Source organism: Streptomyces sp. NPDC047028 (genome assembly GCF_040644095.1).
GTDB lineage: Bacteria > Actinomycetota > Actinomycetes > Streptomycetales > Streptomycetaceae > Streptomyces.
This window is the reverse complement of record NZ_JBEYVS010000014.1, coordinates 101,948-116,527: the sequence shown is the minus strand read 5'-3', so window position 1 is coordinate 116,527 and position 14,580 is coordinate 101,948. Positions and strand designations below refer to the sequence as shown.

At 73.8% G+C, this 14,580-nt stretch carries 12 protein-coding genes; 7 read left to right on the top strand and 5 right to left on the bottom strand.

Going from position 1 to position 14,580, the window contains the following annotated elements; genetic code table 11:
• Nucleotides 1-21 precede the first annotated feature (21 nt).
• The 4 genes from ABZ854_RS15275 to ABZ854_RS15260 form a co-directional block, all read right to left on the bottom strand.
• A complete protein-coding gene (locus ABZ854_RS15275; RefSeq protein WP_361209907.1) occupies nucleotides 22-2,076 on the bottom strand; it encodes an acetate--CoA ligase family protein in 2,055 nt (684 codons plus the stop codon).
• Between the two features lies 1 nt (nucleotide 2,077).
• Nucleotides 2,078-2,269, bottom strand: a complete 192-nt coding sequence (locus tag ABZ854_RS15270) for a ferredoxin (RefSeq protein WP_361209905.1) — start codon at nucleotides 2,267-2,269, stop codon at nucleotides 2,078-2,080.
• A gap of 121 nt (nucleotides 2,270-2,390) precedes the next feature.
• The gene (locus ABZ854_RS15265) at nucleotides 2,391-3,665 is read right to left on the bottom strand and encodes an NADH-ubiquinone oxidoreductase-F iron-sulfur binding region domain-containing protein (protein WP_361209902.1); all 1,275 of its coding nucleotides are present in this window, start codon (nucleotides 3,663-3,665) and stop codon (nucleotides 2,391-2,393) included.
• Entirely contained in the window at nucleotides 3,662-4,075 is a 414-nt protein-coding gene (locus ABZ854_RS15260) for a hypothetical protein (protein ID WP_361209899.1), read from the bottom strand. The genes ABZ854_RS15265 and ABZ854_RS15260 overlap by 4 nt, the downstream gene beginning before the upstream one ends.
• 368 nt (nucleotides 4,076-4,443) lie before the next feature.
• On the opposite strand from ABZ854_RS15260, the gene ABZ854_RS15255 reads away from it, so the two are divergent.
• The 7 genes from ABZ854_RS15255 to ABZ854_RS15225 all read left to right on the top strand — a co-directional run bounded on the left by ABZ854_RS15255 (nucleotide 4,444) and on the right by ABZ854_RS15225 (nucleotide 12,670).
• Nucleotides 4,444-5,664: an aromatic ring-hydroxylating dioxygenase subunit alpha gene (locus tag ABZ854_RS15255; RefSeq protein ID WP_361209896.1), complete on the top strand. Its 1,221-nt coding sequence runs from the start codon at nucleotides 4,444-4,446 to the stop codon at nucleotides 5,662-5,664.
• A gap of 221 nt (nucleotides 5,665-5,885) precedes the next feature.
• On the top strand, nucleotides 5,886-7,010 hold the full coding sequence (locus ABZ854_RS15250) for a spermidine/putrescine ABC transporter substrate-binding protein (RefSeq protein ID WP_361209893.1): 1,125 nt from the start codon (nucleotides 5,886-5,888) through the stop codon (nucleotides 7,008-7,010).
• Nucleotides 7,011-7,013: 3 nt separating this feature from the next.
• On the top strand, nucleotides 7,014-7,913 hold the full coding sequence (locus ABZ854_RS15245) for an ABC transporter permease (protein WP_361209891.1): 900 nt from the start codon (nucleotides 7,014-7,016) through the stop codon (nucleotides 7,911-7,913).
• Nucleotides 7,910-8,797 (top strand): ABC transporter permease, encoded by an 888-nt coding sequence (locus ABZ854_RS15240; RefSeq protein WP_361209888.1) that lies wholly within the window; start codon nucleotides 7,910-7,912, stop codon nucleotides 8,795-8,797. Before ABZ854_RS15245 ends, ABZ854_RS15240 begins: the two co-directional genes overlap by 4 nt.
• Nucleotides 8,798-8,802: 5 nt before the next feature.
• Nucleotides 8,803-9,873 (top strand): ABC transporter ATP-binding protein, encoded by a 1,071-nt coding sequence (locus tag ABZ854_RS15235; protein ID WP_361209885.1) that lies wholly within the window; start codon nucleotides 8,803-8,805, stop codon nucleotides 9,871-9,873.
• Between the two features lie 27 nt (nucleotides 9,874-9,900).
• The gene (locus tag ABZ854_RS15230) at nucleotides 9,901-11,220 is read left to right on the top strand and encodes an NAD(P)/FAD-dependent oxidoreductase (RefSeq protein ID WP_361209882.1); all 1,320 of its coding nucleotides are present in this window, start codon (nucleotides 9,901-9,903) and stop codon (nucleotides 11,218-11,220) included.
• Nucleotides 11,213-12,670 (top strand): aminobutyraldehyde dehydrogenase, encoded by a 1,458-nt coding sequence (locus tag ABZ854_RS15225; RefSeq protein WP_361209881.1) that lies wholly within the window; start codon nucleotides 11,213-11,215, stop codon nucleotides 12,668-12,670. The genes ABZ854_RS15230 and ABZ854_RS15225 overlap by 8 nt, the downstream gene beginning before the upstream one ends.
• Nucleotides 12,671-12,720: 50 nt before the next feature.
• Here ABZ854_RS15225 and ABZ854_RS15220 read toward each other — a convergent pair whose 3' ends face one another.
• Nucleotides 12,721-14,394 carry a sigma-70 family RNA polymerase sigma factor gene (locus tag ABZ854_RS15220; RefSeq protein ID WP_361209878.1) on the bottom strand — a complete coding sequence of 558 codons (1,674 nt, stop codon included), beginning with the start codon at nucleotides 14,392-14,394 and terminating at the stop codon, nucleotides 12,721-12,723.
• Between the last annotated feature and the right edge of the window lie 186 nt (nucleotides 14,395-14,580).

Genomic DNA, 14,580 nt, shown 5'->3' with positions numbered 1-14,580 from the left:
TCTTCGATATAGGGGGACGAGTCAGGCGAGTACGGCGCGGGAGTCGAGGGCGAGGACCCCGTGCGGGCGGACGAGCAGGGGGTTGACCTCGATCTCGGCCAGCTCGGGGTGGGCGGCGGCGTAGGTGGTGATCGTCTCGACGGCGGCGGCGGCCGCGGCGACGTCCACGGCGGGCCGGCCGCGGACGCCGTCGAGCAGGGCCGCGGTGCGCAGGCCGCGCAGCAGGCGCTCGGCGCGGTCGGCGGTGACGGGGGCGAGGGCGAAGGTGACGTCGTGCAGGGCCTCGGCCAGCACGCCGCCCAGGCCGATCATGGCGACGGGGCCGAAGCGCGGGTCGCGGTTCACGCCGACGATCAGCTCGATGCCGTCGGTCAGGTCCGCCATGGCTTCCACGGAGTAGGCGGGCGCGCCGAGCCGGGCGTGCATCTCCCGGAAGGCCGCGAGGAGTTCGGCGGGTCCGGCGAGGCCGAGGGCGACTCCTCCCGCGTCGGACTTGTGCAGCAGGTGGAGCGCCTTGAGCACGTAGGGGCCGGTGAACTCCTCTGCGGCGGCCAGCAGTTCGGTCTCGTCATGAACCTCTCGGGCGGCGGGGAAGGGGAGTCCGGCTGCTTCGAGGGCGGCGCGCGTCTGCAGGTAGCCGGTCGCGGCGAGGGGCGTGGCGGGCCGGGGAAGCGGGGCGATCCCGGTGGCGGGCGCTGCTGGGCCGGCGGCGGCGAGGGCGCGTGCGGCGTCCTCGGTGGCGGCGAAGACCGGGATGCCGGCCGCGGCGAGGGTGCGGCAGCTCGGCGACTCGGGGTACATCGACTGCACCACCAGGGGTTTCGCGGTGGCCCGGTGCCGGTCGGCGATGAGGCGGGCGGCTTCCCGCTCCCCGTGCGCGAGGGTCGTACCGCCGCCGCCGAGTCCGCCGTCGGCGGCCGCGTAGCCACCGAAGTAGCCGGTCATCAGGACGGCGTCGGCCTCCTCGGCGGCCAGCAGCGCGGCGACGGTCTCGGCGTACGAGCCGGGGTTCTGCTCGCCCATGCCGGCCAGGTCCACCGGGTTGGCGACGGCCGACTGCTCCCACAGGGCGGCGCGCAGCTTCTCCCGGGTGGGCGGCAGGAGTTCGGGGACGGCGAGTCCGGCGGTCTCGACGGCGTCGGCGGCGACGGCGCCGTGACCACCGCCGTCGGTGAGGACGGCGACCCGACGGCCGGCCGCCCGCCGGCCCCCGGCGGACGCGGCGAGGACGACGGTGAGTTCCCGGGGGGTGGCGACGAGTTCGACGCCGGCGTCCCGGCAGGCGGCGGTGACCACGTCGGCGGAGGTGGTCAGCGCTCCGGTGTGCGACTGGGCGCTGCGCGCGGAGGCGTCGCCGCGTCCGGCGGTGAGCAGGACCACCGGCTTCCCGGCGGCGGCCGCGGCCTCGGCGAAGGCTCGGCCGTCGGCGAAGTCCTCGGCGTACACGGCGATGGCGCGGGTGCCGTCGTGCCGGGCGCAGTCGGCGAGCAGGTCGACGAGGGTGACGTCGGCCTGGTTGCCCAGCGACACGAACCGGGAGAAGCCGAGGCCGTGCGGGCGGAAGCGGAGCTGGAGTTCGAGGGCGAGGTTGCCGCTCTGGCTGAGCAGCGCGATGCCGCCGGGGGTGAAGGTGTCGGAGGCGAGGAACAGGTCGGTCGTGTTGTCGGCGATGCCCAGGCAGTTGGGGCCGACCATGACGGCACCGGCGGCCCGTACCCGTTCGGCGACGGCGTGCTGGCGTGCGCGGCCGGCCGTGCCGGTCTCGGCGAAGCCCGCGGTGATGGCGACGATCGCCCTGGCCCCGCAGCGCAGGGCCTCGTCGACGGCGTCCTCGAAACCGGACGCGGGCACGGCGACCACGGCCAGGTCGACGGGTTCGCCGATCGCGCCGAGGCTCGGGGCGGCGGTGCGGCCGAGGATCGTGCCGCCGCGCCGGTTGACCAGGTGCACCGGCCGGCGGCCGGTCGCGCGGAGGGCCTGGACGGCGATGGCGTGACCGTACTTGGCGGGGTCGTCGCTGGCTCCGACGACGGCGACGGAGACCGGGTCGAAGAGGGCGGAGAGGTCGCGTCCCATGTCACTTCACCAGCTTCAGCGCGGAGTTGGGGCAGGCGGCGACGGCTGCGGCGGCGGCTTCCGCGTCGTCGCCGGACACGGTGGTCTCGCGCAGCCGCGCGTAGCCCCACTCGTCGAGGTCGATCAGTTCGGGCGCGGGTTCCTGGCAGAGGCCGTAGCCCTGGCAGCGGGTGGAGTCGAACAGGAGTTTCATGGCGGGTCCCTTCGGGGCGGGGTGGGCGGCGGGTGCGGCCGGGAGGGGTGAGCGGCAGGTGCGGCCGGGAGGGGTGAGCGGCAGGTGGGGCGGGACACGGCCGGTCGGTGGTGCGGGGGGGTCAGGGGACGGCGACCGTGTACCGGTGGGCGGCGGGAGGGGCGGCGGTGCAGGGCAGGCACGGCGAGGTGCGGTGGGCGTCGATCCGCTCGGGGTAGTGGGTGAGCAGGGTGGCCACCATGCGTGCGGCGGCGTCGAGGAGCCCGCAGGCGCCGCGGCCGGGCAGTTGCCGGGACCAGCGCTCCAGGTTGGCGACCGTGCTCCCGTCGGGCTCGCCGCGCGCGACGGCGGTGAGGGCCCGGGCGAGAGCCGAGGTGCCGGAGACGCACACCCCGCACTGCCGTGCGCTCTGCGCGGCGAGCCAGTCGGCGGCGTCGGTGGCCGCGGCGACCGGGCAGTCGTCCGGGTGGAGGAAGTGGAGGGCCCCGCAGCCGAGGGCGCCGCCCGCTGCGGCCAGCTCCTCGTGGTCGAGCCGCAGGTCGCTCCAGCCGGCCCCGTACAGCCCGCCGAACAGTCCGCCCAGGACGACCGCCCGCGCCCTGCCGTACCCGCTCAGGTCGGCCAGGGTCTTGAGGTGGGTACCGGCGGGCGCCTCGACCAGGGCGGGGGTGCCGCCTCCGCCGGAGAGGGTGACCAGATGGCTGCCGGCGATGGCGCCCGCGGATCCGGGGTGCGTGTGCAGGGCGGCGATCCGGGCCAGCGTCTCGACGTTGGCGACCAGGGTGGGCGCTCCGCCGACCCCGCTCTCGAACGGGCGTGGCGGCTTGGCCGTGGGCAGTGCCGGGCCGCCGTCGATCCGGCGTACGACCGCGGTCTCCTCCCCCGCCACATAGGTCCGCTCGGTGCGTACGACGTCCACGGGCACCTCGGGGGCCCGCTCGGCCGGCGCCTGCCGGCCGGCCGGCGCATGCCATTCGGCCAGCGCCCGGCGTACGGCGTGCTCGGCCAGGTCGTCGGAGAGGTAGACGTAGCCGCGGGCGGCGCCCGTCATGGCGGCGGCCAGCCGGAGGCCGTCCAGGACGAGGTGCGGCCGGTGCCGCAGCAGCCAGCGGTCCTTGACGGAACCGGGCTCGCCCTCCTCGCCGTTGGCGACGACGACGGGCGGACCTCCCGGGGCGTCCCGGACGGTGCGCAGCTTGACGGCCGTGGGGAATCCGGCGCCGCCGCGTCCGCGCAGCCCGGCCGCGGCGATCCGGTCGACGAGCCGGCCGGGTGCGGGGAGCGGGGCGCAGCCGCCCGTGGCCAGGTAGTGGGCGAGGTCCTCGCACCCGCCGGGCGGAACGTCGGCGAGCAGGCCGGGCGAGCCCGGAGGCAGGAGGGAGAGGACGGCGGTCATACGGTGCTCCGGGGCTCGGCGGGGGCGTCACTGGGCGTCAGCCGTGCCACGGCCCGTTCCAGGGCGTGGCGCTGGGCGGCGGTGCGGTCGTAGCCGCTGCCGGGCAGGCCGATCAGCATGCGGTGGTGGTCGAGGACGACCTCCGCCGCCAGCAGCGCGGCGCCCCGGCCGGAGGCGTGGGGATCGTCGGCGGCCCGGACCACCAGGGCGGTGACCTCGCCGAGGTAGCGCAGCCAGTCCCGGTGGGTGCCGCGCAGCACGAGCCGCTCGACGCGGCGCCGCTCGGCGGTGATCAGGGCCGGTGCCGGGCGGCCGGCCGCCGGGGCGCGCAGGGCGGCGACCGCGGCGGGCAGTTCCTGTTCCGGTTCCGGCGTGAGGCCGAGCCAGACCAGACTTCGGCGAACGCTCATGCGAGGCCTCCGGGGGCGCGGCGATGGCGTGGACGGAGATGCGGGAGGGGGCAGCGGGGCCGTGGGGCGACCGCTTGGGACGTCATGTGAGGTGCGGGCGTCCGGATGCGGGCGCCCGGGCCGCCGTCGGTCCGAACGGGACCGGGCGGGCTGAACGGAAGGGGCCGGCCGTCACCGACCCGCCCCACGAGACTAACTAACTAATTAGTCAGCCCACAAGCCTTGACTTGCCGGACCCTCGGGCCCACTCTGACTAACCAATTAGTCAGCCCGCTTCCGGAGCCGGCGGGTCCGCCCTGCGACCTGCCGCTCTCCCCGGGCTCGCCTCACCGCCCATCGCCGCGTCACGCGGCGCGGAGGAGGACCCCATGCAGTCGCCCACCACCCGGGCAGTCGACGCGTCACCGGCCACGCCGGAACCGCCCCCCGAGCATCCCGGGGAAGCCCTGCCCGCCCGCTACTACACCGATCCGGCCATCGCCGAGGCCGAGACCGAGCGCGTCTTCGCCACCTCCTGGCAGCTGGTCTGCCACGAGTCCGACCTGCCCGGCCCGGGCGCCCGCCTCACCGCCACCGCCGCGGGACGCGAGGTGCTGGTCGTGCGCACCGAGGACGGCGGCCTCGCCGCGCATCTCAACGTCTGCCGGCACCGGGGCACCCGCCTCGTCACGGAACCGGAACCCTCGGGCAAGGCGATCCGCTGCCCCTACCACGGCTGGACCTACAAGCTGGACGGCCGGCTGGTCGGCGCCCCCGAGGCTCGCCGGATCCCCTGCCTGGACAAGCCCCGCCTGGGACTGCACCCGGTCAACGTGGAGTCGTTCCTGGGCTTCGTCTTCGTCAACCTCGACCTCGACGCGGTCCCGCTCGCCGAGAGCTGCGCCGGACTCGCCGAGGCCGTCGGCCGTTACGCCGGGCCGGACCTGATCCCCGTCGGCAAGCACCGTATCCACGACCCGGCCGCCGGCGAGCAGCAGAACGCCAACTGGAAGGTGATCGTCGACAACTATCTGGAGGGCTACCACGTCCCCGTCGCCCACCCCGCCCTGATGCGGCTGCTGGACTACCAGGCGTACACGGTGGACGTCCAGGAGAACTATGTGCTGTTCGAGTCGCCGCTGCGCGACAACCCCTCCTCCAACTGGACCGAGCGGCTCTACCAGCGGCTCGCCACGCCGATGCCGGGGCTGACCGAGGCCGACCGGCGGGTATGGCGGTACGCCGTGATCTACCCCAACACGCTCATCGACTTCTACCCTGACCACGTGCTCGCATGGACCGCCCTGCCCACCGCCCAGGACCGGGCGGCGATCCCGGGTGCCTTCTACACCCGGCACGGCGAGAGCGTCCGCACCCGGCTGGCGCGGCGCCTGAACATCCACATCGGCTGGGTGACCAACGACGAGGACGCCGAGCTGGTCGAGCGCGTGCAGGCCGGTCTGACCACGCCCGGGTTCGAACCGGGCCCGCTGTCCCGGCGCGAGGCCGCCGTCGGCTGGTTCGCCCGCCGGATCCGGGCCGACCTGGACGGGGCCGGTCTGGACAGGGCCGGACCCGACCGGGACCGCCTGGGCGGGGACCGCCGGTGACGCCGCACCGCCTGGTGGCCCGGCCGCACCGGCACGTGGCGGCCCCGCCGCACCAGCCCGCCGCGTCCCTGAGCTGCCCCCCGTCGGGCTTATCCCTCCCCCGCTGACGCACACCCCGCGCCTCCCCAGACCGGTCTCCACCACGCACTCAGGGCCTGTGGTGATCCGACCAGCCGGTACCGCCCTGGAGTTGTGCCGTTCCTCGACGAAAGAGGACGTTCATGTCCCCCGAGGTACCTCCACCGACCCGACGCGCGCTGCTGCGGGCAGGCGCCTGCGGCCTGCTGGGCGCCGCGGCCGGCGGCTGCGGGTTCATGCCCGCGAAAACCCCCGACGCCAAGGACCTCGCCCCGGTCCGGCCCCGCGTCGACGGCGATCTCGTCTATTTCAACTGGGCCGACTACGTCGACCCGTCCGTCTTCAAGGGCTTCGAGAAGGAGTACGGCGTCAAGGTCGTCCAGTCGAACTTCGACTCGATGGAAGGCATGGTCGCCAAGCTCAACGCGGGCAACCGCTACGACATCATCTTCCCCACCGCCAAATGGGCCCAGCGTCTGGCCCGCGGCGGCCGGCTCCGCCGTATCGACCACTCCGCGCTCACCAACACCCACGCGATCTTCGGCACGTACACCTACTTCGCCGACCCCTGGTACGACCCCGGATCCGCGCACACCGTGCCCTTCACCATGTACAAGACAGGCATCGGCTGGCGCCGCGACCGGATCGGCGACCTGAGCGGCTCCTGGCGGGACCTCTGGAACGATTCCGTCCGGGGCAAGGTGTTCCTGCTCGACGACCGGGACGAGGTGCTCGGCATGGGCGCCCTCGAACTCGGCCTGGACGTCAGCACGGGCGACACCCACGACCTCGACCGCATCACCGGCCTGCTCGCCACCCTGCGCCCGAGGCTGCGCGGCTTCTCCAGCGACAGCTACAACAACCTCCTCAACGGCAACGCGCTGATGACCCAGGCCTGGAGCGGCGACATGGCCGCCATGCTCAACCAGGCCAAGGACCCCTCGGTCTTCGGCTTCGAGGCGCCCGGGGAAGGCACCCCGATCAACTCGGACTGCTACGCCATCCCCTGGAACGCCGCCCACCCCGGCACCGCGATGCTCTTCCTCGACTACATGCTCCGGCCGGAGAACGTGAAGAAGAACATCGAGTACATCGGCTACCCGATGCCCGTCGCCGGCACCGAGAAGACCTACGCCGACCTTGTCAAGCCGTTCCCGCAGTGCCTGGTCCGCGCCGACGACCTCAAGGCGGACCTGTACTTCCGCAACGGCGGCCGGGCGGCGGAGGACGCCCGCGACACCGCCTGGACCCATGTGAAGGCGGGCTGACCCATGGCACTGCTCCCCCGCTCCGCCCGCCCCCGCCGGCGCGGCCGCGACACCACCGGCGCCCGGCTGTGGACCTGGCTGATGCTGCCCGGCACCCTGTGGATGACCGCATTCCTGATCGCCTCGCTGCTGCTGGTCGCCGTCCTCGCCGTCGGCACCACCGACGCGCTCGGCAACCCCCGGTTCGGCTTCGACCTCGGCAGCGTCCGCGCCCTCGCCGACCCCGCCTACACCGAGGTGCTGGCCCGCTCCCTCGGCTACGCCGTGCTGACCTGCGTCATCTGCCTGCTGATCGCCTACCCGGTGGCGTACACCATCGCGCTGCACGGCGGACGCTACAAACACGCGCTGATCGCCGCGATCGTGGTGCCGTTCTTCGCCAACTACCTGGTCCGCATGTACGGCTGGTCGGTGGTCCTCTCCGACGACGGGCCGCTGCTGCGCGCCCTGCGCGCGGTGGGGCTGGCCGACGACCACACGAAGATCCTCAACACCGGCGTCGGCGTGGTCGCCGGCCTGGTCTACGGCTTCGTCGTCTTCATGATCATCCCCTTGTACGCGGCCCTGGAACGCCTCGACGTCTCCCTCATCGAGGCGGGCCGCGACCTGTACGGCGGCCCCGTCCGCACCTTCTTCTTCGTCACCCTGCCCGCCACCCGGCAGGGCGCGGCGGCCGGGCTCGTCCTGGTCTTCCTGCCCGCCATGGGCGACTTCGTCAGCGCACAGCTCATGGGAGGCCCGGACCAGATCATGATCGGCAACCTCATCCAGGACAAGTTCTTCCAGGGCCAGAACTGGCCGCTGGGCTCCGCGCTCACCATGCTGCTGATGCTCGTCCTGCTGGTCGGGATGTTCGGCTACCTGCGGCGCACCCGCAAGGACGAGGCGGAGGCGGCCCGATGACCCTGCTCCGCCCCACCTCCGCCGCCGCCCCCGCCCGTCCGGCCGTCCGCGGCCGCTCCCGGTCCCGTCGTGGCCGCGCCGAGCGCAGGCCGCGTCTGCTGATCGCCGTCACGGCGGTGTTCTTCGCGCTGCTCTACCTGCCGATCGCCGTGGTGACGCTGTTCTCCTTCAACTCCAAGAAGTCCCTGACCGTGTTCGGCGGATTCAGCCTGCGCTGGTACCGGGCGTTCGTGCACGACGACGTGCTCCTGTCGTCCCTCGGCACCAGCCTGCGCATCTCCCTGGTGGCGATGGCCGGTTCCGTCCTCCTCGGCGTGGCCCTCGCCCTCGGCCTGGTGCGCTCGCGCACCAGGCTCGGCTCCCTGGCCGGCCTGGTCATGCTGGTGCCGCTGATCACCCCGGAGATCGTCACCGGGGTCGCCTCGATGCTGTTGTTCAAGGGTCTCGGCATCACGCTGTCCACCGGCACGGTGATGCTCGCGGAGATCACCTTCTCCATCTCCTACGTCACCGTGATCCTGCGCTCCCGGGTCGCCGCGCTCAATCCCGAGGTGGAGGAGGCCGCGATGGACCTCGGCGCCACCCGGTGGCAGGCGGTCCGCCTGGTCACGCTGCCGGCGCTGCTGCCCGCCGTGCTGGCCAGTGCCGTGCTGATCTTCGCGCTCGTCTTCGACGACTTCGTCCTCGCCTACTTCACCACCGGCGTCGACCCCCAGCCGCTCTCGGTCCGGATCTACTCGGCGATCCGCTTCGGGGTGCAGCCCACCATCAACGCCGTCGGCACGCTGATGCTCGCCGGATCCATCGGCCTGATCGCCCTCGCCCTGTTCATCCCGCGCCTCTTCGGCCGCCGCGGCGGCCTCGACATCCTCTCCGGGGAGTGACTTCCATGGACGCGACCCCCGCCGTCCGCCTCGACGGCGTCTCCAAGCGGTTCGGCGACTCCTACGCCGTGCGCGACCTCGACCTCGACATCGAGGCCGGGCACTTCTACTCCCTGCTGGGCCCCTCGGGGTGCGGCAAGACCACCTCGCTGCGCATGATCGGCGGGTTCAGCGACCCCACCGAGGGCTCGGTGCTGCTCGCCGGCGAGGACGTGACCGCGCTGCCGCCCAACCGGCGCAACGTCAACACCGTCTTCCAGAGCTACGCCCTCTTCGACCACCTCGGCGTCGCCGACAACGTGGCCTTCGGACTCAAGCGCCACGGGGTCGCCAAGGCGGAGATCCGGCAGCGCGTCGGCGAGATGCTGGAGCTGGTGCAGCTCGACGGTCTGGCCGGCCGCAAGCCCCGTACTCTCTCCGGCGGCCAGCGCCAGCGCGTCGCCCTGGCCCGCGCCCTGGTCAACCGGCCCGCCGTGCTGCTCCTCGACGAGCCGCTGGCCGCGCTCGACCTGAAGCTGCGCCGGCAGATGCAGGTGGAGCTGAAGCAGATCCAGCGCGAGGTCGGCATCACCTTCGTGTTCGTCACCCACGACCAGGACGAGGCGCTGACCATGTCCGACCGGATCGCCGTGATGAACGACGGCCGCATCGAGCAGTGCGGCACCCCCGAGGACGTCTACGAGCATCCTGCCACCCGCTTCGTCGCCTCCTTCATGGGCACCTCCAACCTGATGACCGGCACCTACCGGGGCGGCAAGGTCGCCCTGGAGCAGGGCCCGGCGCTGCCGGTCGGCGCCCGCGCCGGCATCACGGACGGCGCCCCGGTGAGCGTGTCCGTGCGCCCGGAGAAGATCTGGCTGTCCGACTTCGAGCCGGGCATGTCGGTGCTGTCCGGGGTGCTCCGCGAGACGGTCTACAGCGGCCCCACCACCACCTACCTCATCGAACTCACCCCCGGCGTCACGCTGTCGGTACTGGAGCAGAACACGGCCCGGGCCCGCATGGAGGACCGCTGGAGCGGCGGCGAGACGGTGGAGTTCGGCTGGCGGCCCGAACACTGCCTGGTCCTGGCCTGACCCCGCCCCACGACGAAAGCGAAGCTGATGCATCACGACGTGATCGTGCTCGGCGCCGGGCTCGCCGGGCTCGCCGCCGCCCGGGACCTGGCCACCGCCGGCACCGACGTGCTCGTCCTGGAAGCCCGGGACCGGGTCGGCGGCCGGGTCGAGCAGACCCGCACGCCCGACGGCCGTACCGTCCAGCTGGGCGGCGAGGTGGTCGGGCACGGCCACACCGCCTATCTGCGGCTCGCGAAGGAGCTGGGCCTCGACCTGGTCCCCAGCTATGTCGACGAGCCGGGGCGGATCACCCGGCTGACCCCCGAGGGACGGTCGGCCGGTGAGCCCCCGCACTGGTTCGGTCCCGGCGACGCCGGCGGGCACGAGCGGCTCGGCGCCGAGTTCAGCGCGCTGGCCGCCACCGTCGACCCCGACGACCCCTGGTCCCACCCCGACGCGGAAGCCCTGGACCGGCTGTCCGTGGCCGGCTGGCTGCGCTCCCGGCACGCCTCACTCGCCGTGGTCCGGCTGTGGGACATCGGCCAACTGGCCCTGGCGGGAGGGTCGTACGAGCGGATCTCGCTGCTGGCCGCCCTGCGCAAGAGCGCGGCCGTCCCCGCGTCCGGGCCGGGTGACTACGACTACGACGACTGGGAAGGACTGCGGCTCGCCGCCGGCTCGGCCACGCTCGCCGAGGTGATGGGCCGGGACCTCGGGCCGCGCGTCCGGCTCGGCTCGCCGGTCGCCGCCCTCGACGTCCGGCCGGGCCACTGCACGGTGCACCTGGTCACCGGCGAGGTCCTCACCGCGGAAGCCGTGGTGAGCGCCCTGCCGGTGGGACCGCTGCGCTCCGTCCGGATCAGCGGCGTGAGCGACGCCCGGCTCGGCTCCCTGCACCGCCAGCGGCAGGCCTGCGCGGCCAAGTTCGCCGCCGTGTACGAGCGGCCGTTCTGGCGCGAGGCCGGCCTCAGCGGACTGTCCGAGTCCGAGGGGGTGCTCGGCAGCACCTGGCCGCAGAACGAGGGCGTCCTGTCCGCCCTGGTCCCGCCCGAGCGCTACGGCGTCCTTCTGGGCACACCGCCCCAGCTCCGCACTCCCGAGCTGCTGGCCGAGGCGGCCGCCATGTTCGGCGACGAGGCACTCCGGCCGGCCGCCTGCCACCTGCGGCTGTGGGGCAGCGACCCGTGGACGCAGGGCTACGTCACCCAGTGGCCGCCGGGCGAGGTCATGGCCGTGGGACCGCTGCACGGCACCCATGAACCGCCGTTCTACGTGTGCGGATCGGACCAGTGGGTCGCCGGGTACATGGAGGGCGCCGTCCGCACCGGCCGCGCCGCCGCCGAGGAGGCGTTGCGCCGTGGCTGACCAGGCATCCCTCACGACCGTCCGGCCGGCACCGCCCACCACCGTCCTCAACCACATCGGGGGCGAGGACGCGCCGGCCGCCTCCGGAGCCACCTTGCCCCTGGTCGACCCGGCCACCGGACAGGTGCACGGCACGGCGCCCCTCTCCGGCGCCGAGGACGTCGAAGCCGCGTGCCGGGCGGCGCACAACGCGTTCCCCGGCTGGGCGGCCACCACCCCGGCGCAGCGGCAGACCGCACTGCTGCACCTCGCCGACGCGCTGGAGCGGCAGGCCGACACGGTCGCGCGGGCCGAGGTCACCGACACCGGCAAGCCGCGTGCGCTGTTCCTGGCGGACGAACTGCCCGCGATCGTGGACGTGTTGCGGTACTTCGCCGGGGCGGCCCGGAACCTGCCGGGTGCCGCCGCGGCCGAGTACACGCCGGGCCGCACCTCCGTGCTGCGCCGGGAGCCGGTCGGGGTCTGCGCGCAGATCACTCCGTGGAACTACCCGCTGATGATGGCCGTGTGGAAGGTCGCCCCGGCGCTCGCCGCCGGCAACACCGTCGTCCTGAAGCCGTCGGAGACCACGCCGACGTCGGCCGCGCTGCTGGCCCGGCTGGCCGCCGCACACGTGCCGCCCGGTGTGCTGAACGTGGTGTGCGGCGACCGGGACACCGGGCGCCGGCTGGTCGCCCACCCGGACGTCCGGATGGTCGCCGTCACCGGCAGTGTGCGGGCCGGGCAGGAGATCGCCGCGGCGGCGGCGGCGGACCTCAAGCGGACCCACCTGGAACTGGGCGGCAACGCACCGGTGGTGATCCACGAGGACGCCGATCTCGAGGACGCAGTCGCGCAGTTGGCGCCCCTTGCCTTCTACAACGCGGGCCAGGACTGCACGGCCGCCACCCGAATCCTCGTCCACCACCGGGTCCACGACGCGTTCCTGCGGGCCTTCGCCGACCGGGCGGGCGCGCTGCGGCCGGGCGGCCCCGACGACCCGGACACCGACTTCGGGCCGCTCGCGAGCGCGGCCCACCTCGCCTCGGTGCGGGGCGTGCTGGAGCGCCTGCCGGGCCACGCGGAGGTGGTCACCGGCGGCACCGCCGTGGACGGCCCCGGCTACTTCCACCGGGCGACGGTGGTCGCCGGGGTCCGGCAGGACGACGAGGTCGTGCGCGGGGAGGTGTTCGGCCCGGTCGTCACCGTGCAGCCGTTCCGCGACGAGGCCGAGGCCCTCCGCCTGGCGAACGCCGTCCCGCAGGGCCTCGCGGCGAGCGTGTGGACCCGCGACCACGACCGGGCGATGCGGGCGAGCCGCGCCCTGGCGACGGGCATCGTCTGGGTCAACACGCACGGCACGACGGTCTCGGAGATGCCGCACGGGGGCGTACGGCACTCCGGTTACGGCAGCGACCTCTCGCTCACCGGGCTGCTGGACTACACGCAGGTCAAGCACGTCATGCTGTGATCCGCCCGCGGGCCGGCAGGCACGTCATGCTGGGACGGACCCGCGGCCGGTCACAGCTTGGCGCCGAAGTCCTGGGTCCACCAGGGGCCGCCCGAGCCCCGGTGCACGCCCACGCCGATGTCCTTGAACGAGCAGTTGAGGATGTTGGCGCGATGGCCGGGGCTGTTCATCCAGGCGTCCATCACCGCCTGCGGGGTCTGCTGGCCCATGGCAATGTTCTCGCCGTACGTGGACCAGCGGTACCCGGCGGCGGTGATGCGCTGCCCGGGGTCGGCGCCGTCCGGGTTGGTGTGGTCGAAGAAGTTGCGGGCGGCCATGTCGTCGGAGTGGCCCTGGGCCGCCTTCTCCAGCTGCGCGTTCTCCGTGACCGGCCCGCAGCCGGCGGTCGCACGCTCCTTGTTCACCAGGGCGACGACCTGCGAAACGGTGTCGGAGGGGGCCGACTGGGCCGGCGGCGGGGCGACCGGTGTCCGGGTCCGCCGGGGGGTCGGGGTGGGAGTGGCGGTGTGCTTCTTCTTGACCGGGCGGGGGCTCTTGGACGGTGTCGCCTTCTTGGACTTCGACGCGGACGGCGACGGAGAGGCGGAGGCCGAGGCCGAGGCCGACGCCGAGGGTGAGATCGCGTCGGCGCTCGGTGCCGAGAGGTCGACGACGGGGTCGCCCGCGGTGCGGTCCGCGGCATCGCGCCCGGTCCCGGAGTACGTGCCGGCGTACCAGAGGCCGCCGCCCGCCAGGCAGGCCGCCACGAAGGCGGCGCCCGCGACGCGGCGACGGTTGCGCCGCCGTCGGCGGGCCTCGCCACGGGCGCCGGTCCGGCCGCCTCCGCCCGCACGGTGCCCGGCGCCCGGACCGGCGTCTGCATCCAGTGCGGTGTGCTCGGCGGTCGCGTCGAACGGGGACGTGGAGCCGGCCAGGGCCATCCCACCGCCCGCGACGGCGGATCGTATCTTCGCGAGCAGCACGGCCGACACCGGGACCAGCGCCAGGCCCGCCAGCAGCCCCTCCGCGGGCATCAGCCCGCTCCACAGCCCGGAGCAGCGCACGCAGCCGCGGGCGTGCCGGGCTATTCGCTTGCGCCACAGCGCGGAGGGCCGGCCGTCCCAGGCGGCGAGCACGCCCCGCAGTTCCCCGCACGGCGGCTGCGCGTCGAGCGCCCGCACCACCACACGGGCCGCCTCCAGCTGCGCCTTCATCCGCTGCACCCGGACCGCCGTGTGCTCCGGGGTCAGTTCCAGGGCCGTGGCGACCTCGGCCCGGGTCAGCTCACCGGCGCACTCCAGCCACCACAGGGACAGCAGCCCCCGGTCGTCGGGCTCCAGCCAGCGGGTCGCCCGCGCGGTCTCCTGACGCTGGCCGGTGAGCTGCAGCCGCACCATGGTCAGGTCCACGAAATCGGCGCCCGGGTCCACGACGTCCCCGGCTTCCTCCACGGCGCCCGGGGCGACCTGCCGGTCCTGCCAGTGGGCCCGGACCTGGTTCATGGCGATGGCCACCAGCCAGGACCGGAAACTCTCGGGAGTACGCAGCCCGCCCAGCGCGTCCAGGGCACGCAGCATCGTCTCCTGGACGACGTCGTCCACATCGACCGAGCCGTCCAGAGCCCGCCCCACGATGTTGTAGACCAGCGGAAGGTACGCGCTGACCAGGGCGTCCTGGGCCGCCGGGTCTCCCGACCGGGCCGCGCTCACCAGTGCCGCCGACGCCACCGGGTGCTGTGTACTCATCAAAAAGCTTCCCTGTCCTCGATGCCGAACGATGCTGTCCGATATCTGGGAGACCGCTCGGTGAGCCCGGCATAACAGTTCTTCCGGAACTCGTTCACGAGAGGTTCACCGCACCCGCCGGGGACCGCAATGGGAGAGGTCACATCCGGGGAAACTGATGCCGCGAACGGAGCAAGGGGTCGCGGG